This window comes from Pseudarthrobacter sp. LMD1-1-1.1, assembly GCF_040676255.1.
In the GTDB taxonomy this organism is placed as follows: domain Bacteria; phylum Actinomycetota; class Actinomycetes; order Actinomycetales; family Micrococcaceae; genus Arthrobacter.
Map to the genome: position 1 here is coordinate 74,557 of NZ_JBEGHP010000026.1, position 14,267 is coordinate 88,823.

A 14,267-nucleotide genomic window follows, 5' to 3' on the forward strand; every position below is an offset into this window, starting at 1 on the left:
CATGACAGCAACCAACGACCTCAGTGTCCGGCTGACGGACACCACCCTGCGGGACGGCTCCCACGCCATGAGCCACAAATTCACCGAAGAACACGTTCGCTCCGTGGTCCGTGCCCTCGACGACGCCAAAGTCGAAGTCATCGAGGTCACCCACGGCGACGGACTCGGCGGGTCCTCCTTCAACTACGGCTTCTCCCTCACCCCGGAACTGGACCTGGTACGCGCCGCCGTCGACGTAGCGAAAAACGCCCGGATCGCCGTGCTCATGCTTCCGGGCCTGGGAACCATCCACGACCTGAACCAGGCCCACGATGCCGGCGCCTCAGTCGCCCGCATCGCCACGCACAGCACCGAAGCCGACGTCTCCATCCAGCACTTCCAGCACGCCCGCAAACTCGGCATGGAAACCGTCGGCTTCCTGATGCTCTCCCACCGCACCACCCCCGAGAACCTGGCCAAGCAGGCCCGAATCATGGCCGACGCCGGCTGCCAGTGCGTCTACGTCGTCGATTCAGCCGGAGCCCTGATCCTCGAAGACGTCTCCGACCGCGTCTCCGCCCTCGTCACCGAACTTGGGGATGACGCCCAGGTAGGCTTCCACGGCCACCAGAACCTAAGCTTCGGCGTCGCCAACTCCGTCTACGCCGCCCGCGCAGGCGCCAAACAAATCGACGGAACCCTGCTGGCCCTCGGGGCTGGAGCCGGAAACTCACCCACCGAAGTGCTCGCCGCCGCGTTCGAACGGCTGGGCATCCAGACGGGCGTTGACGTCCAGGGGGTCATGGCAGCAGCCGAAGACATCGTCAAGCCCATCATCACGCGCATGCCCATCATGGACCGCGCCTCCATCATGCAGGGCTACGCCGGCGTCTACTCCTCCTTCCTCATCCACGCCGAGCGCGCCGCCGACCGCTACGGCGTCCCGGCATGGAAAATTCTGCAGGAAGTTGGAAACGCGGGATACGTCGGGGGCCAGGAGGACATGATCGTGGATGTCGCCGTAAACCTGATGGCCGAAAGCAGGTGAGACAAGAGGGGACAAGACCCCTGTGATGCCCTTCCGTGCCGAGATGGTGACATCAAGTTCCAAGAACACCGCACTGCCAAAACCCTCCAGACGCCGCCCATGGCGCTAGCTTGCCATCCCTGGAACCCTGTCGGGGACTGCACTACCGAGGACATAACTCTCAACTCCGTCTACCGAGTAAGAGCGACGGGAAAGGAAGGAATTCATGCCCTACGCAGTTGTGGCGACTCAAGCCGGTGGACCCGAAGTCCTCTCTTACATATCGACTGACACCCCCACGCCAGGTCCCGGGCAGATACTGCTCCGGGTGGCAGCGGCGGGAATGAATTTCTCGGACACGTATAAACGTAGGGGCACGCACAGCGCTACTTACCCCTACATTCCAGGAACGGAAGCCGCAGGGACGGTCACTGCGATTGGCGGAGGAGTTGTCGAATTCGCTGAAGGAGACCGCGTAGCCACCGCTGAAGGTCAGCATTGCTACGCCGACTTTGCCTTGGTCGACACGGACAAAGCTTTCCCCGTTCCGGACGAAATCGACGATGCTACAGCAGCCTCCCTTCCAATCCAGGGTCTAACGGCCCACTACCTAGCGAACTCCGCTTTCCAAATCGAGGCTGGTCAAAACGTTCTACTCCACGCTGGCGGGGGCGGAGTAGGTCTACTGCTTATCCAACTCCTCAAGGCCAAGGGCGCACGAGTAATCACCACCGTGTCCTCCAATGAAAAGGAGGCCCTCGCACTTCAGTTCGGAGCCGACCGGGTTCTCCGCTATGCCGGATTCGCCACAGGCGTGCGGGACTTTACTGACGGCAAGGGCGTCGATGTCGTTTACGATGGCGTCGGCAAGGACACTTTCGACGGTTCGCTGACGGCCCTTGCCGTGCGCGGCACCTTAGTACTGTTCGGCACAGCCTCCGGCCCTGTGCCACCCGTAGACTTCCAGCGTCAGATCGCGGAAGGTTCGACATTCCTGACCGCCCCCAGCATGGCTTCCTACCTGCAAAATGCAGAGGAACGACGTTGGCGGTCCGCTGAGATCTTCGCTGCCGCAGCTAGCCACAACCTCAAAGTCTCTATTGGGGCCACGTACCGGCTATCTGAAGCCGCCCAGGCCCACCGAGACCTGGAGGGACGTCGCATCACAGGTAAAGGACTCCTTATCCCATAACCCAATAAATGACTCCACCACGTGATCGCGAGGCAGGTGACTGCCCCTAACACCGTCGAACGTTTGAAGGGAACGGAAGAAAGTTGGTTGAAATGACACAGGAATTGGTTGAGCATTACCACCACCCCTCGGACCGAAAATTCGACCGCCTAACGCGCCAGGGGGCGCCGGCTGGTCATAAGGCCTTCATTGAAATGCATCAGGCCGCCTTCAATCCCGAGGGCGAGGTCCCGCCTAAGTTCAAGGAGCTGATGGCTTTGGCCATCGCGCTGACCACACAATGCGCCTGGTGCATCGAAGCCCATAGCAAAGGTGCCAAGACACAGGGCGCTACCCACGAGGAAATCGCCGAAACCATCACGTTGACTGCAACCATGCGCGCCTCTGCCGCAATGGCACACGGCAGGATGGCCTGGAAGTTCTTCACCGCAGAGGACTAAACAAATTGCACGCCAAGGGGTACCACAGGCCGTGGAGTTAAAAAGCCGGATGAACGAGTCCGAGTCCTGCGGCCGTGGACTGCGAGGGGAGTCTCGCGCGTGAACAGGTGAGGCACACCCACGCAAAGGCGCCTGGCCAGCGAGGATCCATCTTTCGGGGGAGATTTAGCCCGGCCCCGGCGCCGCAGAACCGCAACCAGTTGCCCTTGCCCAGTTGTGCCTGCAAACAAAACCGCCAAGGTCCTGACTGACCTTTCCGGCGCCCCGTGGCAACGCCCTGTTTCCCTGCGTGGACCAGTTTGGACCAGTCCGCGACACCTCAGCCAACAGGCACACCAGGGGGTTGCTTTTTCCCGCACAAGGATGGGGTGGCCCGCTTCGTCCAGCAGATCCAGCATCATGGCCCGCGGTCTCCCCGCGAGCACAAAGATGAAAGACCATGCATAGTTCCATTCCGCCGGCCAGCGAGCTGGCCCTACTGACCGGACTGGTGTTTGGTGGTTTCCTCACGCAGGAGAACGCGTCCAAAGCCGTGCAGTCACTGGCGTACGTCCTCAAGGACGCCATCCCGAATTCAGTCGGCGCCGGTGCCTCGATCATTAACTCCCGCGGCCGCAGGGAAAGCTCCGGCGCCACCGATCCTGTCGTCCTCCGGGCGGACAAGCTGCAGTACGAACTTGGACAAGGGCCCTGCCTGAGCGCCTGGGCCGAGCAGCGCCCGATCATCATCCAGGACGTCCGGGAGGAGACCAGCTGGCCCAAGTGGACCGCGTCGGTAGCCGATCTTCCCTTGCGCTCGGTGCTCAGCGCACCCTTGACCACCGAGGGAACGCGCATCGGCGCCATCAAGGTCTATTCACCCGTCCCCATGGCCTTCGATGACCACTCGGTGTTCCTGGTTGACCGGCTGGCCGGCCCGGCCGCCGCACTCCTGGGCAACGCCAGGGACCGCGAAGCCAGCCGGGAGCTGGATGCACTCCTTATGGGGGTCATGGCCAACAGGGACCTGATCTCCAGGGCTGAAGGAATCCTGATGGAGCGGATGCTCATAGGCGCCCCTGAAGCGTTGGGAGTGATGCTGGCAGCTTCCCGGGATGAAGATAAGCCGCTGCACGAGGTAGCGCGGGAAATCGTTGATCCCCGATGAAAGGCCGGCCCCAACCGCCGCCCTTTGGCAGCCCCTTACCTATGCCTCCGCTCGCACAACCGTCGAACTGGATTACCAGTGGTGGCGGGAGGAAAGCAACCGAAGAGGAGCCTCTTTAACGGCTTTGAAGCACACGCCAACCTGACGTCAGATCTCGCGCGCAGTAGCGTCAGAGTAGGGTCCGAATTCCCTTTACCGGACTGCCGCAAAAGTCGGTCATAGATTCCAATCTGACAACACGGTTTTGCTCCGTGTCGGTAACTTGTCAATCGTCCCGTGACTGCTCGGCAGCGCTTACTTCCCGAGGAGCCAAGACAGAGGACTTGATGTGCGATGACTGAGCAGGCCTGCGTCTGCAAGATCACCCCGGGTCTTAGCCGTAAACACCTTGTCGTTCTGCTTAAGTGCTTGGTCGAAGAGCTCCCGCAGCACACTCAGGTAGCCTCGAACGGCTCCACCGGCCCATAGAATGACTTTTGCTGCCAGCTTAGAGTCTCCCGCTATTTCCGTCTCGAGCAAGCGTTTGGAAAGATTGTTCGCCGCTCTTTGTGCTAGAGAGACAGATTCACCTTCCGACGCACCTATGTTTGCCAACAGAAGCCGCTCGACGCTTCTGTTTCGCCCTTCTTGCCGTGAAGCTTGGAAGATCTTTTCTGACATGTATTCGACAGCCGAGTCATCGACGCCGATAGCACCAACGGCTGCGAGTGTGTTGTCCAGAGCGTGCGTTTGTTCAAGTGCTATCCAGAGCCGGCTACGTTCTGCTCGGGTTATTCTTGCTGCGTACGGCTTTAGGGCACTCCAGTGCATCGATAGGCGTGGAACTAGTGCCAGGACATCTTCTATCCTTGGTTCAAGGGCCAGCCAGTCGTTGGCAATTGCGGAAGAGGCCGCGTTCTCATCCAGCCCCGACAGTTCTTCACCCGTAAATGGCTCGCCGTGATACCTAAGCCGCGACCTTGTTCGGAGTCTAAGTATCGCCAGCCGCTCCCCTTCCGGCTCCTCATATTCATCAAGCAAGTCGTCTAAGAGTTTAGCGGCCTCAGGTTCCAATAGGTCGATCAGCTCGATCATTTGAGCTTGCAAATCTTCGTCGAGAACGGCCGATTCGATGCCGGCGAAGATGTCCCCCGCGAGCATCGGATCGGTGTCCGCTGCGTCCAAGAGGTCAGCCTTACGCAATTCCTGTACAGTCCGGTGTGCTACTGTCCGTCGGAGTTCTAGGTTCTTTGCGGCATCGCTATCTTTTGCCACTCTGTCGAGAACCCAGGGCAAGTCTTCGAATAGGTCATGAATCGCATGCAAAGTTTCTTCATTTTTTGAGGCCCTGGGAGCGACGAGGACAATTAGGTCCCCGGCTCTAGTTAAAATTTCTGCGTCCCTAGCAGCGGACACTGCAGGTAAAAGCTTCGCTGATATCACCGCGGCAGCAACTGGATCCTTGCTGCTGTCGGTAGACGCTGGCCGAAGCCGACCGGCCCAGCCATCAAGGTTGTCGTTGGGAGCCGACAGGATCCCGAGAAGAACATGGTGGGTGATTACTGCGGGTTCGGACAGACGCGAAAGCACAGACTCAGCGAGCTCTAGCGTTTCATCCAGTAACTCGCGGGACTTGGACCTTTGAGCGGTTTCGTAAGCTAAAGACAGCATGGTTTCCCCGTCAGGACGTGAGAGTAACGCTTCGAACAGTTGCTGCATTCGAAGACGCCCGTCACCCGTGCCTGGTTGTTTCGGCTGGGTAGCTGAACCACGCCCATTTATAGCCGTTGGCACTCCAGGGGATCCCTCCTCCAAGCGGGGGTTCTCCAAGTTCTCTAGGGCGGAAAAGAGGCTTTCTCCAGTCGCATTCCACAGCTGAAGGGCCGACGCCAGTGGAAGTTCTCGCAGGCTCGAATGCAGTGGTTCAGGCATGTCGTTGTAAACATCTGCAAAGAGGGAGTGGATCATCGCGGTTTGAGTCTCGCTGGCGTATGGAAGCACACTGCCCGCACGAATAAGGAGAGAAGGACTATTAGCGTTCGTCTTGAGGAGTTCGGCGAGGCTTCGAGCATCATCCGTTGCACCCAGCATCACGGCAAGGATAAACGCGCCTGGCGTGGCTTGGGGACGCCAGCTTGTCGACGAGCGTACTTCAGCGAAGATGGTTGGCCGTATACCGGGCCCAACCGCTCTGATGTCATCTTCATCCATCGCCTCAAGGAGGCGACAGGCTGACTCGATCACGAAGCCTCGTCCGCGACCGACCGCATCCTCGGCGCCGGCAACCAAGGACATGACAGCAATTGCAAGGACTGAAGAGGGCTGCCCGTTAAATGCAGCAACAACTTCGTCGGGATCGGAGTCGGCAGCAAAATCTATGACGTCCCCCAGTCTCGGATCTGGGAGACCATCTACATGCCCTGCTGACTGAAGATAGAAGAGGTCTGGCTTAGGTTCCGGAATACCGCCAGCGCGGACTTTGGCGAGATAGGCGGCGAGCTGACGGTTCAAAGTCAACCTGGCTCGCGAAGCAGCCAACTCTTGGTTCAGCCCTTCCGCCAGCAATAGACCAGCGGGAGTTTCCGAGTTTTCCACGGCTTGGCTGGTGCGCTGACTACGATTTTCAAGAGCCTCTGCGTTAACCCCAGTGGGCGGATCGTCTCGCGAGTAAGGCGCTCCATACCGGAGCATCAGGTCTTGGAGTTCGTCCGTCGATGGCTCCTCGTGTCCAAGCAAGAGATCCAGAAGGCGAGGCCAACGCAGCATGTCCTTCGCAACGTTGGGAAACTCGGTTTGCAGCACCGTCATGACGGCAATCTCAGCGGCCCTCTCCAACCACGGCAGGCCCCGAGCCTCAGCGATCCTAGCGTTAGTTGCAAAGTTGTTGAGTAGCACTTTGACACGGCGCGGACTCCTGACGTGGATAGGGACAAGTGCAAAGACAACCGTTTCGAAAGAGTCTTCTAGTGCTTGTTCGCGCAATTCCCGCCAGAGTCCTCCTTGCTCTTGAACAAGGGACCGTGCAAATTTCGTCAGCGCGCGAGGACGTAGTGGGGGAAGCGAGATCTGATGCTGAAAAATTTTGTCTAGAAAGGCGCCAGGAGTCGCATAGTACGGTTCTTCCTCACGGACGGGCTTGGCCTGCGGTACTTTTTGTAGCGCTCTTTCAATGACCTCCCGGTCCGCGGCGACAATGAATACACAATCCTCTTGATCAAGGAACGTCTTGAGGTCAATCAGAGTGGCAACCACGTCCTCAGGAGAACATCTATCGAGTTCATCAATGAATACAACGAGCCTTTCGGCGCCCTGGGACTTCACTTCCCCGATTAGTTCACGAAAGCGCCTAGCAAACTCATCATCGGCTGACGGTGGCGCGGAAGACACCTTTACAACTGCACCTTCCAAGACCTTGGGACCCACGAGTAGGGCAACTAGGGCAAGTCCAAAAACGGTGCCGGCAGATGCTATGGATGCTCGCGCCGCCGCAAGCAGGTCTCCCGTCTTCAGCAACCAATTGAGGCCCACGACCCCTAGCAACCAAAGGCATGCAACGACTACCGCAACAAGCACACCCGTCAGCAGTGACGGGTAGTTGCGCTTGACCCAGTTGCCGATCGAGAGGTCGTTCCTCTCAGTATTCTGATGAAGGTTCGATTCAAACCGGTCCTGAGATAGCTCAAGATCTTCAGCGATACTGCTGATGAAATTTCGCTTGAGGCTGTGGCCTCCGTACTTCCATGCGTCGTAGCGAACAACTCGGGTTTTCCAGGGGTGTTCGAGGGCCGCTATTCGCTGCTCAAGCATGGAGTAGATGCTTGACTTGCCCGATCCCCAAGATCCAAACAGGGCAATATTTACAGGAGCAGCAGCTGACAAAGCTATGTCGGCCACTGCTGTGGCCAGCCCGGTATGGTCGAGTAGGTCGGTGCCTTCATGCACGAGAGGTCCATCCGGGATTAGGTCCTCTGGCAGAACCAGCCGAGCATCAACAAACAACTGATTATGCCTGTCCGTCATCTATGGAGATCCCCCGGTGAATTGCTGAAGTCCTAACCACACTAGACCCCATTGTCGTATCCGGGGCCTAACCAACCTTTGTGGGGATCGCGTCCAAGCTATAGCGTCACTCAAAGTCTCCTGTGATGTCTGACGTGGCAGGGTGGCAGTGGCTGTGCAATTTAGGCCCAGATGAGTGGCTGTAACTTAAACACACGCTACAAACGGCCGCCTGATGAGGGTAAGGAAGACAACGCGGAGCCAGCGACAAGAATCTGGCACCCCTGTTCCTTGGTCGCTTGTGTACTCATCGCAATGCTGTGCTGAGCATCATTACCGAAATAGTCCAGGGCGTTTCATGTGTTTTCAGTCGTCGTCTTCAGATATTGCCAACTGGATCTTGAGTCGGTTCCCAACATGGAATCCGATCTTACGATCGTGCTGGAGTCGCCCGACTACAACTCCAGGTGAGACTCCAATTTCTTGAGCAAAATCCGAGATTGCAGCTAGCGACATGTTTGAAACCAGTCGGTGCTCATGCTCCTTGGGGATGAGGACTTCGCATGCGAAACGGTCTGCTTCCGCTTCAGCGGCGCCCGAATCGGCGCCGTTCTTCAGGTCTACAAATAATCGATGACGTTTAGCGTGCAGAAGTACATGCCCAATTTCGTGAAACAAAGTGAACCAGAATTGCCCGTCGTCCTTTTGGCGCAGCGATAGCTGAATGACCGGATTCTCGTTCTTCCACCAAGTGGCCCCGTATGTCGCCGAACCTGGGATGTCCTGTACGTACACAAGATGCACTCCCGCAGTACCTAGACGGCTTACCAATGCTGCACCAAAGTGGGATGGTGGTTGCCGCGTCAAGGATCGAATTTCCGGAATCAAAGCACGCAAGGCGTCCGAACTGAACTGAGGCAGCGGCTCCTGCTGGTCCACGTCTAGCTCTCCGAGTCGAAGCCACGTTGCAACAATGGGCTCCTTAGAATCAGTCAATTGGCCCTGCCTGTAGGCTGCCTGCGGAAGGCGGATACGTTCTTGCAAGGCAAAGACGGACCCAGCTCTGAAAAAGCTCATCAGCTCTTGGACGAGTTGGGGACGGTTCGCCAACGTAGCGGACAGAAAGCCGCGCTTTCTTAGCTCCTTGCAAGGAACGTTCTTTAAAAACGTCAGGTCCTCGGATTCCAACGTTTTGGCTTCAGTCAGCCTGATCAAGTCTGCTCGGTGCTGGGCCTCCAAACGCAGCCAATATTGGGCGGACGAGCCCGTTACGCGCTCGAGCTTGACCGCTGTTTCGGCAGTCAATGAGCCCCCGTTGATCAACGAGCTGACGTGTTTTGCTGAGACGTCCATCCTGCGCGCCAGCTCGCCCTGTGACATGCCCTGTTCCTCGAGCCACTCAGCAAGAAATTCTCCAGGAGCGACCGCATAGGTAGTTTTGACCATCGCCGCCTCACCTCATCACTTTCTTTTCGTGGTAGTCGTAGACCTTCTCTACGGTGACTACTTCGACCTTTTCCCATTGGTAAGCGAGTTCCTCAGCGTCAACGCCGCGGACTCGAATGCGCCAATTACCGGTAAGGCTTGCTCCCCAACAACCCTTCAGATCACCCTCCAGCGGATGCCACTTTCCCAAGTCGTCAAGGAGTTCGAGCATGTTTTCGGCCGCTTCCAGACTCTTGATCCGGAGCTTCAGCGCCTTAGCTACGGCTTGGGTATATTCCTTCCCCATCTGCCGATCGTTTGTGCAGCTCTTTTCGAGTTTCTTATCGCCGTAGCTCACCTCCACCGGCAGCCACCATTACCGATTTGGTAACACATCCTTCAGAGCCTATCGCCTTCCCGGAAAGTCCTCAAGCCGAACTCGCCTGGTTACTCCGCAAGTGTCCGAAGCGGAACGGGATACCCGCTACATGGTCTTACTATGGAGTGGCCACCTCGCGGCCCCTCTCAATCCCAAGGCCAGGCAGACTAGGCAACTGTCAACGAAAACCGGGAATCGGTGGATGCGACATTGAGGCATCGTCAATGCCGATAACAGCGCATCTGTAAAGCTGAATCCATCCTCATCAGAGCATCCAGCCGTGTGAACTGGTAGGCCCCGTAGCTGACTGCGCCTAGGCCCATATGCACCAGCCCTAGAACCACGGCCGCCACGGGCAGGACCAGGAACGAACTTATTTAGTGGCGAGTTCGGTTCCGCGGAAGGTGCCGGCGATTGAGAGTTTTCGGCCGTATTCGATGGACCCGTACCGGAACAGGTGCACGGCCAGACGCAGGATTAGAATTCCAACGACGAAGAGCTCGACGATGACGATGCCGGCCTCCAACGGGCTCAGTGTGCCAAAGCCATTCCGGAGCAGCGCTGTGACCGGTGCGGTGAGCGGAAAGTAGGTGAAGACCTGCACGATCAGCGCTTCAGGGTTGGAGATGACCATGCTGAATGTGTAGAAGGGGATGAACATCATGGCCATCAGCGGCCCGAAGATGGTGCCGGCTTCCTTGGCGGTCGGCATGATCGCGCCGATGGCCACCAGTACGCCTGTGAACACCGTGAACCCGCCGATGAGCAGCAGTGCGCCGGTGATCATGGGACCGGGCTCGAAGACCAGGGAGGACAGGTTCATCTCCGGCAGAGCCAGGGAATCGCGGAAGAACAGGTAAGCCAGCCCGACTGGGGCCAGGAACACCAGGACCTGCACGAGCCCGACCATGAACAGGGAGATGATCTTGCCTGTGATCAAGGTGGTCGGGTTCAGGGTGGTCAGGATCATTTCGGTAACCCTGTTCTCCTTCTCCTCCAGGGTGGAGTTCAGCATCAGGTTCGATAGCAGGATCATCGAGACGTAGAAGACGACCAGGAACAGCAGCGGCGGGATCACTCCCCCAATGCCGGCGGCGACCTGGCCATTCTTATAGGTCTCCGAGTCGAACTTCACGTTCCCGGTCAGGGCAGCGGTCAGTGCCGGGTTCTTTACCTGGTACTGCGCCGAGGCCTCCAGCAGCTGCTTTGCCACCGCCTCGTACTTGCCGTTCTCGAACATGCCCTTGTCGGCCCCGTAGACCTTCACGGGTTCCGTGGTCGGGTCGGCCGGGTAGGCGAAGTAAGCCTCATTCGTCCCGTTCTTCACGGCCTCGATCGCGGCCCGCGAATCAGAGGTCACAGTGCCTCCGGCAGCCTGTGCCCCGGCCGGTGCGATGATCCCGGAGGCGTCGGTGTAGCTGAAGGAGAACTTGGCGTTCTTCTGCGCGTCCGCGCTGGCGTGGGAGCTGGAGTTGGAGGCGTAGATAAGGGCGAACACCAGAATCAGCAGGACCGGGATCGCCAGTGTGGCGACCGCGAAGCCGCGTTTCTTGATGGTCCGGATGAACTCGAAAGCGACCACGGTGCCGAGGTTGTGCCGTGCCAGTGCCATTACTTTGCCTCCGCCAGTTCGTGCTGTTCGCCGTAGACCTTGATGAAGATCTCGTCCAGGGAAATCCTCGCCGGGGTAAAGGACCGGAGACTGACCCCGGCCTCGACGAGCTCGCGCAGGACTTTCTCCTCCGAGGCCCCCTGTCCGGGCGCGAGCTCGGCCCGGCCCTCACTGACGGAGATGACCTCGTACAGGTCCGAGGCAGGCAGGACGCCGTCGTAGGCCACCCGGTAGACAGTGCCGCCGAACTCCTCCTGGACTTCCTCGACGGTTCCGTAGGCGCGGGAAACCCCGTCTTTGAGCAGGATCACCCGGTCGCAGAGCCGCTCGACCTCTTCCATCTGGTGGGTGACCATAATGACGGTCGCCCCGGCCCGCTTGTGCTCTTCGATGATGTCCATCAGCAGGCGCCGGTTCACCGGGTCAAAGCCCTTGGTCGGTTCGTCCAGGATCAGCAGCTCCGGGTTGTTCATGATGGTCACCCCGAGCTGGACCTTCTGCTGCTGACCGCCCGAGAGCTTGTCCAGCCGGGTCTTGGCTTTCTCCGGGATGCCGACCCGTTCCAGATAAGACTCCGACCAGGACCGGGCCGCAGCCTTGGACAGGCCCTTCAGTCGGCCGAAGTAGACCATCACATCCAGGACCGGTTCCTTCTTGTACAGCCCACGCTCCTCCGGCAGGTACCCCAGGCGTGCCCCGTCGCGGGGTTCGAAGATTTTCCCGCCGATGTGCAGGGTCCCGGCGGTGGGCTGGTAGATGCCCAGCAGCGCCCGCAGCGTCGTGGTCTTCCCTGACCCGTTACTGCCCAGGAACCCGAAGGTCTCCCCCGTGCTCACGTCGAACGAGAGGTCCCGGATGACCGTGGTGTCCCCGAAGTCCATCCGGAAGTCTTTGATGTGCACAAGCGGCTCCGCCGCGTCCCCCAACGTCATGTTTCAAGCCTATCTCCGGTAAGGGATACCGTCGCCGGCGGCACATTCGCGCAACAGGCTGTTGCGCCCTTGTCCAGGACCGTTTGGGCGATGGGATCGCTGCGACAGCCGGGGGATTATCCTGACCGATTTACCACCACTACCGTTGCTAAGGGAGCTACCCGATGGCTACTGTCGTCCAGCCGACACACCGGTCCTGAATCGAGCTGCCAGAGCCAGCCCTTTTCGCTTTCCTCATGGGGTTACGAAAGGGGCCCCTCTATCCTGATTACCATGAATGCCAAAAGTAAGCTTGATCGTGGCCGGGCACCTTAGTCCGCAGGCTATTACTTACTGGCGTACACCACATAGTCAGCACCCTGATAGTCTTGTTTTATGGCAAAAAAGACAGTCGTACTGCTGGAAGATGATATTGACGGCTCCGAAGCAAAGGAAACGATATCTTTCGCTCTCGACGGCAATGAATACGAAATTGATTTGAACGAGGGGCACGCCACTGAGTTGCGAGAAGCCCTGACCCGCTTCACCAACGCCGGCCGCAGAGTCTCCGGCGGCCGAGGCCGTTCAGCGGGCCGCACTAAGTCCTCCCAGGGGGGACGTGACGCGAAAGCGGTACGCATATGGGCGGCCGATAATGGTATTCCGGTCAACACCCGCGGGCGGATTCAAGCGGAAGTAGTAGAAAAGTACGAAGCCGCTCACTAAAAGCAGCAAAGGACAAAATCAGGGCCGGAAATGATCGTTAATTCCGGCCTTGATTTTTGTTTGCAGCTTATTAGAGCGCGCTACTAATAGTTCATTCACGAATTATCCCGCCCGGCATCCCATCGGCGGAGGTCCTGTTTAGTGAGCTTGGTAAAGAGTGCCACGCTGCGACTCCAGCTCAATTATCCAGAAAGTGTCTGGATAATTGGGTCCAGGCCGCTCCAGACGGCCGCGAAGGCCCGCATGTTGTAGACGTTGGTTCGGGAAGAACCTGCAATGTAGGGGTATTCATCCCGAAGACCGCCTGCCAGCCGTTCAAGAACCTTGCTCGTTCCTCCCCCAGCACATCATCGGCCGGCGTGCGGGCTGCTGCGGGGAAGTCGAGCCTTTCACTCGGCCCACTCCAGTGCTGCCACAATGTGCCCCTCATCGGGGAGAACCTGTTGTTCTTCTGTCGGCAGCTTGTCGTAGGTGTAGGCCGCAACCGCCATGGGCGATGTGGAACGACCCAGGCTGTAGCGGACGCTGCGATCGTTCTTTGTGCCGCAGATGAGGATGCCGATGGTCTCGTTGTGATGGTCACGGCGCAGTACATCGTCGACGAGGGCGACGTAGAAGTTGAGTTTGCCGGCGTATTCGGGCTGGAATTTGCCGGTCTTGAGTTCGATGACAACGTAGCGGGATTGTTCGATGTGGAAGAAGAGCAGGTCGACGTAGAAGTCGTCACCGTCGACGTCGAAGTGGACTTGACGGCCTACGAAGGCAAATCCCGGGCCGAGCTCGCGGAGCGTTTCGGTGATCCTGCTGGTGAGGGCGTTCTCCAGGTCGCGTTCGGCGACTTCACCCGAAAGGCCAAGGAACTCGAAGTTGTACGGATCTTTTGCGACCTGCTGGGCAAGCTCGGAATCCGGGCCAGCAAGGTGCTCCACGAAATTGGATGGAGCAGCACCCGTACGTTCCAGGGTCTTGTTCATGATCATGTTCATGAGCACGTTGCGTGACCAGCCGTACTCTACTGCTGCGGCAGCGTAGCGGTCTCGTGCCTCCGGATCGAGGCGTTTGTCCAGGATGGTGCGGATGTGGCCCCACGGCAAATGTCCCACAGGCTGTGGGACATTTGGGTCGAAGGCCGGCCATGCCTCCGCGAAGCTGCGCATGTACTGCAGGTTTGACCGCGACAGGCCCTTCATGTCGGGGAACTCAACACCAAGATCCTCAGCCAATCGCCCGATGACTCCGCTGCCCCATCCCTCGCTTGCTTGGCGTTCAAGAATGGTCTTACCGATGGACCAGTTCAAGGCAACGAGTTGTGCGTTAACGGTCCGGACTGCCTGGACCCGGGCTGCCCTAACCCGGTTCTTGAGTTCGCCGAGGAGTTCGGCGTAACCGGAAGGAAGTGCGATGTCACGGGCGTCAGTCATGGCTTCGATCCTATCGAGGACACCGACAAG

The 14,267-nt window shown here is 58.6% G+C and carries 11 protein-coding genes; 5 read left to right on the forward strand and 6 right to left on the reverse strand.

Features of this window, described 5'->3' with window-relative positions; all coding sequences use genetic code 11:
• Position 1: 1 nt before the first annotated feature.
• The 4 genes from dmpG to MRBLMD1_RS20540 all read left to right on the forward strand — a co-directional run bounded on the left by dmpG (position 2) and on the right by MRBLMD1_RS20540 (position 3,785).
• Positions 2-1,027 (forward strand): 4-hydroxy-2-oxovalerate aldolase, encoded by a 1,026-nt coding sequence (gene dmpG, locus MRBLMD1_RS20525; RefSeq protein ID WP_364403131.1) that lies wholly within the window; start codon positions 2-4, stop codon positions 1,025-1,027.
• 205 nt (positions 1,028-1,232) lie between these two features.
• Complete coding sequence (locus tag MRBLMD1_RS20530; RefSeq protein WP_364403134.1) at positions 1,233-2,198, forward strand: quinone oxidoreductase family protein; 966 nt, start codon at positions 1,233-1,235, stop codon at positions 2,196-2,198.
• A gap of 92 nt (positions 2,199-2,290) precedes the next feature.
• Positions 2,291-2,638, forward strand: a complete 348-nt coding sequence (locus MRBLMD1_RS20535; RefSeq protein ID WP_364403137.1) for a carboxymuconolactone decarboxylase family protein — start codon at positions 2,291-2,293, stop codon at positions 2,636-2,638.
• A gap of 439 nt (positions 2,639-3,077) precedes the next feature.
• Entirely contained in the window at positions 3,078-3,785 is a 708-nt protein-coding gene (locus MRBLMD1_RS20540) for a GAF and ANTAR domain-containing protein (RefSeq protein WP_364403140.1), read from the forward strand.
• 294 nt (positions 3,786-4,079) lie between these two features.
• Here MRBLMD1_RS20540 and MRBLMD1_RS20545 read toward each other — a convergent pair whose 3' ends face one another.
• The 5 genes from MRBLMD1_RS20545 to MRBLMD1_RS20565 form a co-directional block, all read right to left on the reverse strand.
• A complete protein-coding gene (locus MRBLMD1_RS20545; protein WP_364403143.1) occupies positions 4,080-7,706 on the reverse strand; it encodes a KAP family P-loop NTPase fold protein in 3,627 nt (1,208 codons plus the stop codon).
• A gap of 423 nt (positions 7,707-8,129) precedes the next feature.
• On the reverse strand, positions 8,130-9,209 hold the full coding sequence (locus MRBLMD1_RS20550; RefSeq protein ID WP_364403146.1) for a HigA family addiction module antitoxin: 1,080 nt from the start codon (positions 9,207-9,209) through the stop codon (positions 8,130-8,132).
• A gap of 7 nt (positions 9,210-9,216) precedes the next feature.
• The gene (locus MRBLMD1_RS20555; protein WP_364403149.1) at positions 9,217-9,552 is read right to left on the reverse strand and encodes a type II toxin-antitoxin system RelE/ParE family toxin; all 336 of its coding nucleotides are present in this window, start codon (positions 9,550-9,552) and stop codon (positions 9,217-9,219) included.
• Between the two features lie 388 nt (positions 9,553-9,940).
• On the reverse strand, positions 9,941-11,179 hold the full coding sequence (locus MRBLMD1_RS20560) for an ABC transporter permease (protein WP_364403152.1): 1,239 nt from the start codon (positions 11,177-11,179) through the stop codon (positions 9,941-9,943).
• Entirely contained in the window at positions 11,179-12,111 is a 933-nt protein-coding gene (locus MRBLMD1_RS20565) for an ABC transporter ATP-binding protein (RefSeq protein WP_364403155.1), read from the reverse strand. Before MRBLMD1_RS20565 ends, MRBLMD1_RS20560 begins: the two co-directional genes overlap by 1 nt.
• A 375-nt stretch (positions 12,112-12,486) precedes the next feature.
• Here MRBLMD1_RS20565 and MRBLMD1_RS20570 point away from each other — a divergent pair, with 375 nt between their 5' ends.
• Entirely contained in the window at positions 12,487-12,816 is a 330-nt protein-coding gene (locus MRBLMD1_RS20570; RefSeq protein ID WP_364403158.1) for a histone-like nucleoid-structuring protein Lsr2, read from the forward strand.
• Between the two features lie 389 nt (positions 12,817-13,205).
• Here MRBLMD1_RS20570 and MRBLMD1_RS20575 read toward each other — a convergent pair whose 3' ends face one another.
• Positions 13,206-14,237, reverse strand: a complete 1,032-nt coding sequence (locus tag MRBLMD1_RS20575; protein ID WP_364403161.1) for a PDDEXK nuclease domain-containing protein — start codon at positions 14,235-14,237, stop codon at positions 13,206-13,208.
• Positions 14,238-14,267 lie beyond the last annotated feature (30 nt).

What these genes read in the sequence shown, in the direction of transcription:
- dmpG (WP_364403131.1), top strand. Translation starts at nt 2, where the DNA reads ATGACAGCAACCAACGACCTCAGTGTCCGGCTGACGGACACCACCCTG.
- MRBLMD1_RS20530 (WP_364403134.1), top strand. Translation starts at nt 1,233, where the DNA reads ATGCCCTACGCAGTTGTGGCGACTCAAGCCGGTGGACCCGAAGTCCTC.
- MRBLMD1_RS20535 (WP_364403137.1), top strand. Translation starts at nt 2,291, where the DNA reads ATGACACAGGAATTGGTTGAGCATTACCACCACCCCTCGGACCGAAAA.
- MRBLMD1_RS20540 (WP_364403140.1), top strand. Translation starts at nt 3,078, where the DNA reads ATGCATAGTTCCATTCCGCCGGCCAGCGAGCTGGCCCTACTGACCGGA.
- MRBLMD1_RS20550 (WP_364403146.1), bottom strand. Translation starts at nt 9,209, where the DNA reads ATGGTCAAAACTACCTATGCGGTCGCTCCTGGAGAATTTCTTGCTGAG.
- MRBLMD1_RS20560 (WP_364403152.1), bottom strand. Translation starts at nt 11,179, where the DNA reads ATGGCACTGGCACGGCACAACCTCGGCACCGTGGTCGCTTTCGAGTTC.
- MRBLMD1_RS20565 (WP_364403155.1), bottom strand. Translation starts at nt 12,111, where the DNA reads ATGACGTTGGGGGACGCGGCGGAGCCGCTTGTGCACATCAAAGACTTC.
- MRBLMD1_RS20570 (WP_364403158.1), top strand. Translation starts at nt 12,487, where the DNA reads ATGGCAAAAAAGACAGTCGTACTGCTGGAAGATGATATTGACGGCTCC.
- MRBLMD1_RS20575 (WP_364403161.1), bottom strand. Translation starts at nt 14,237, where the DNA reads ATGACTGACGCCCGTGACATCGCACTTCCTTCCGGTTACGCCGAACTC.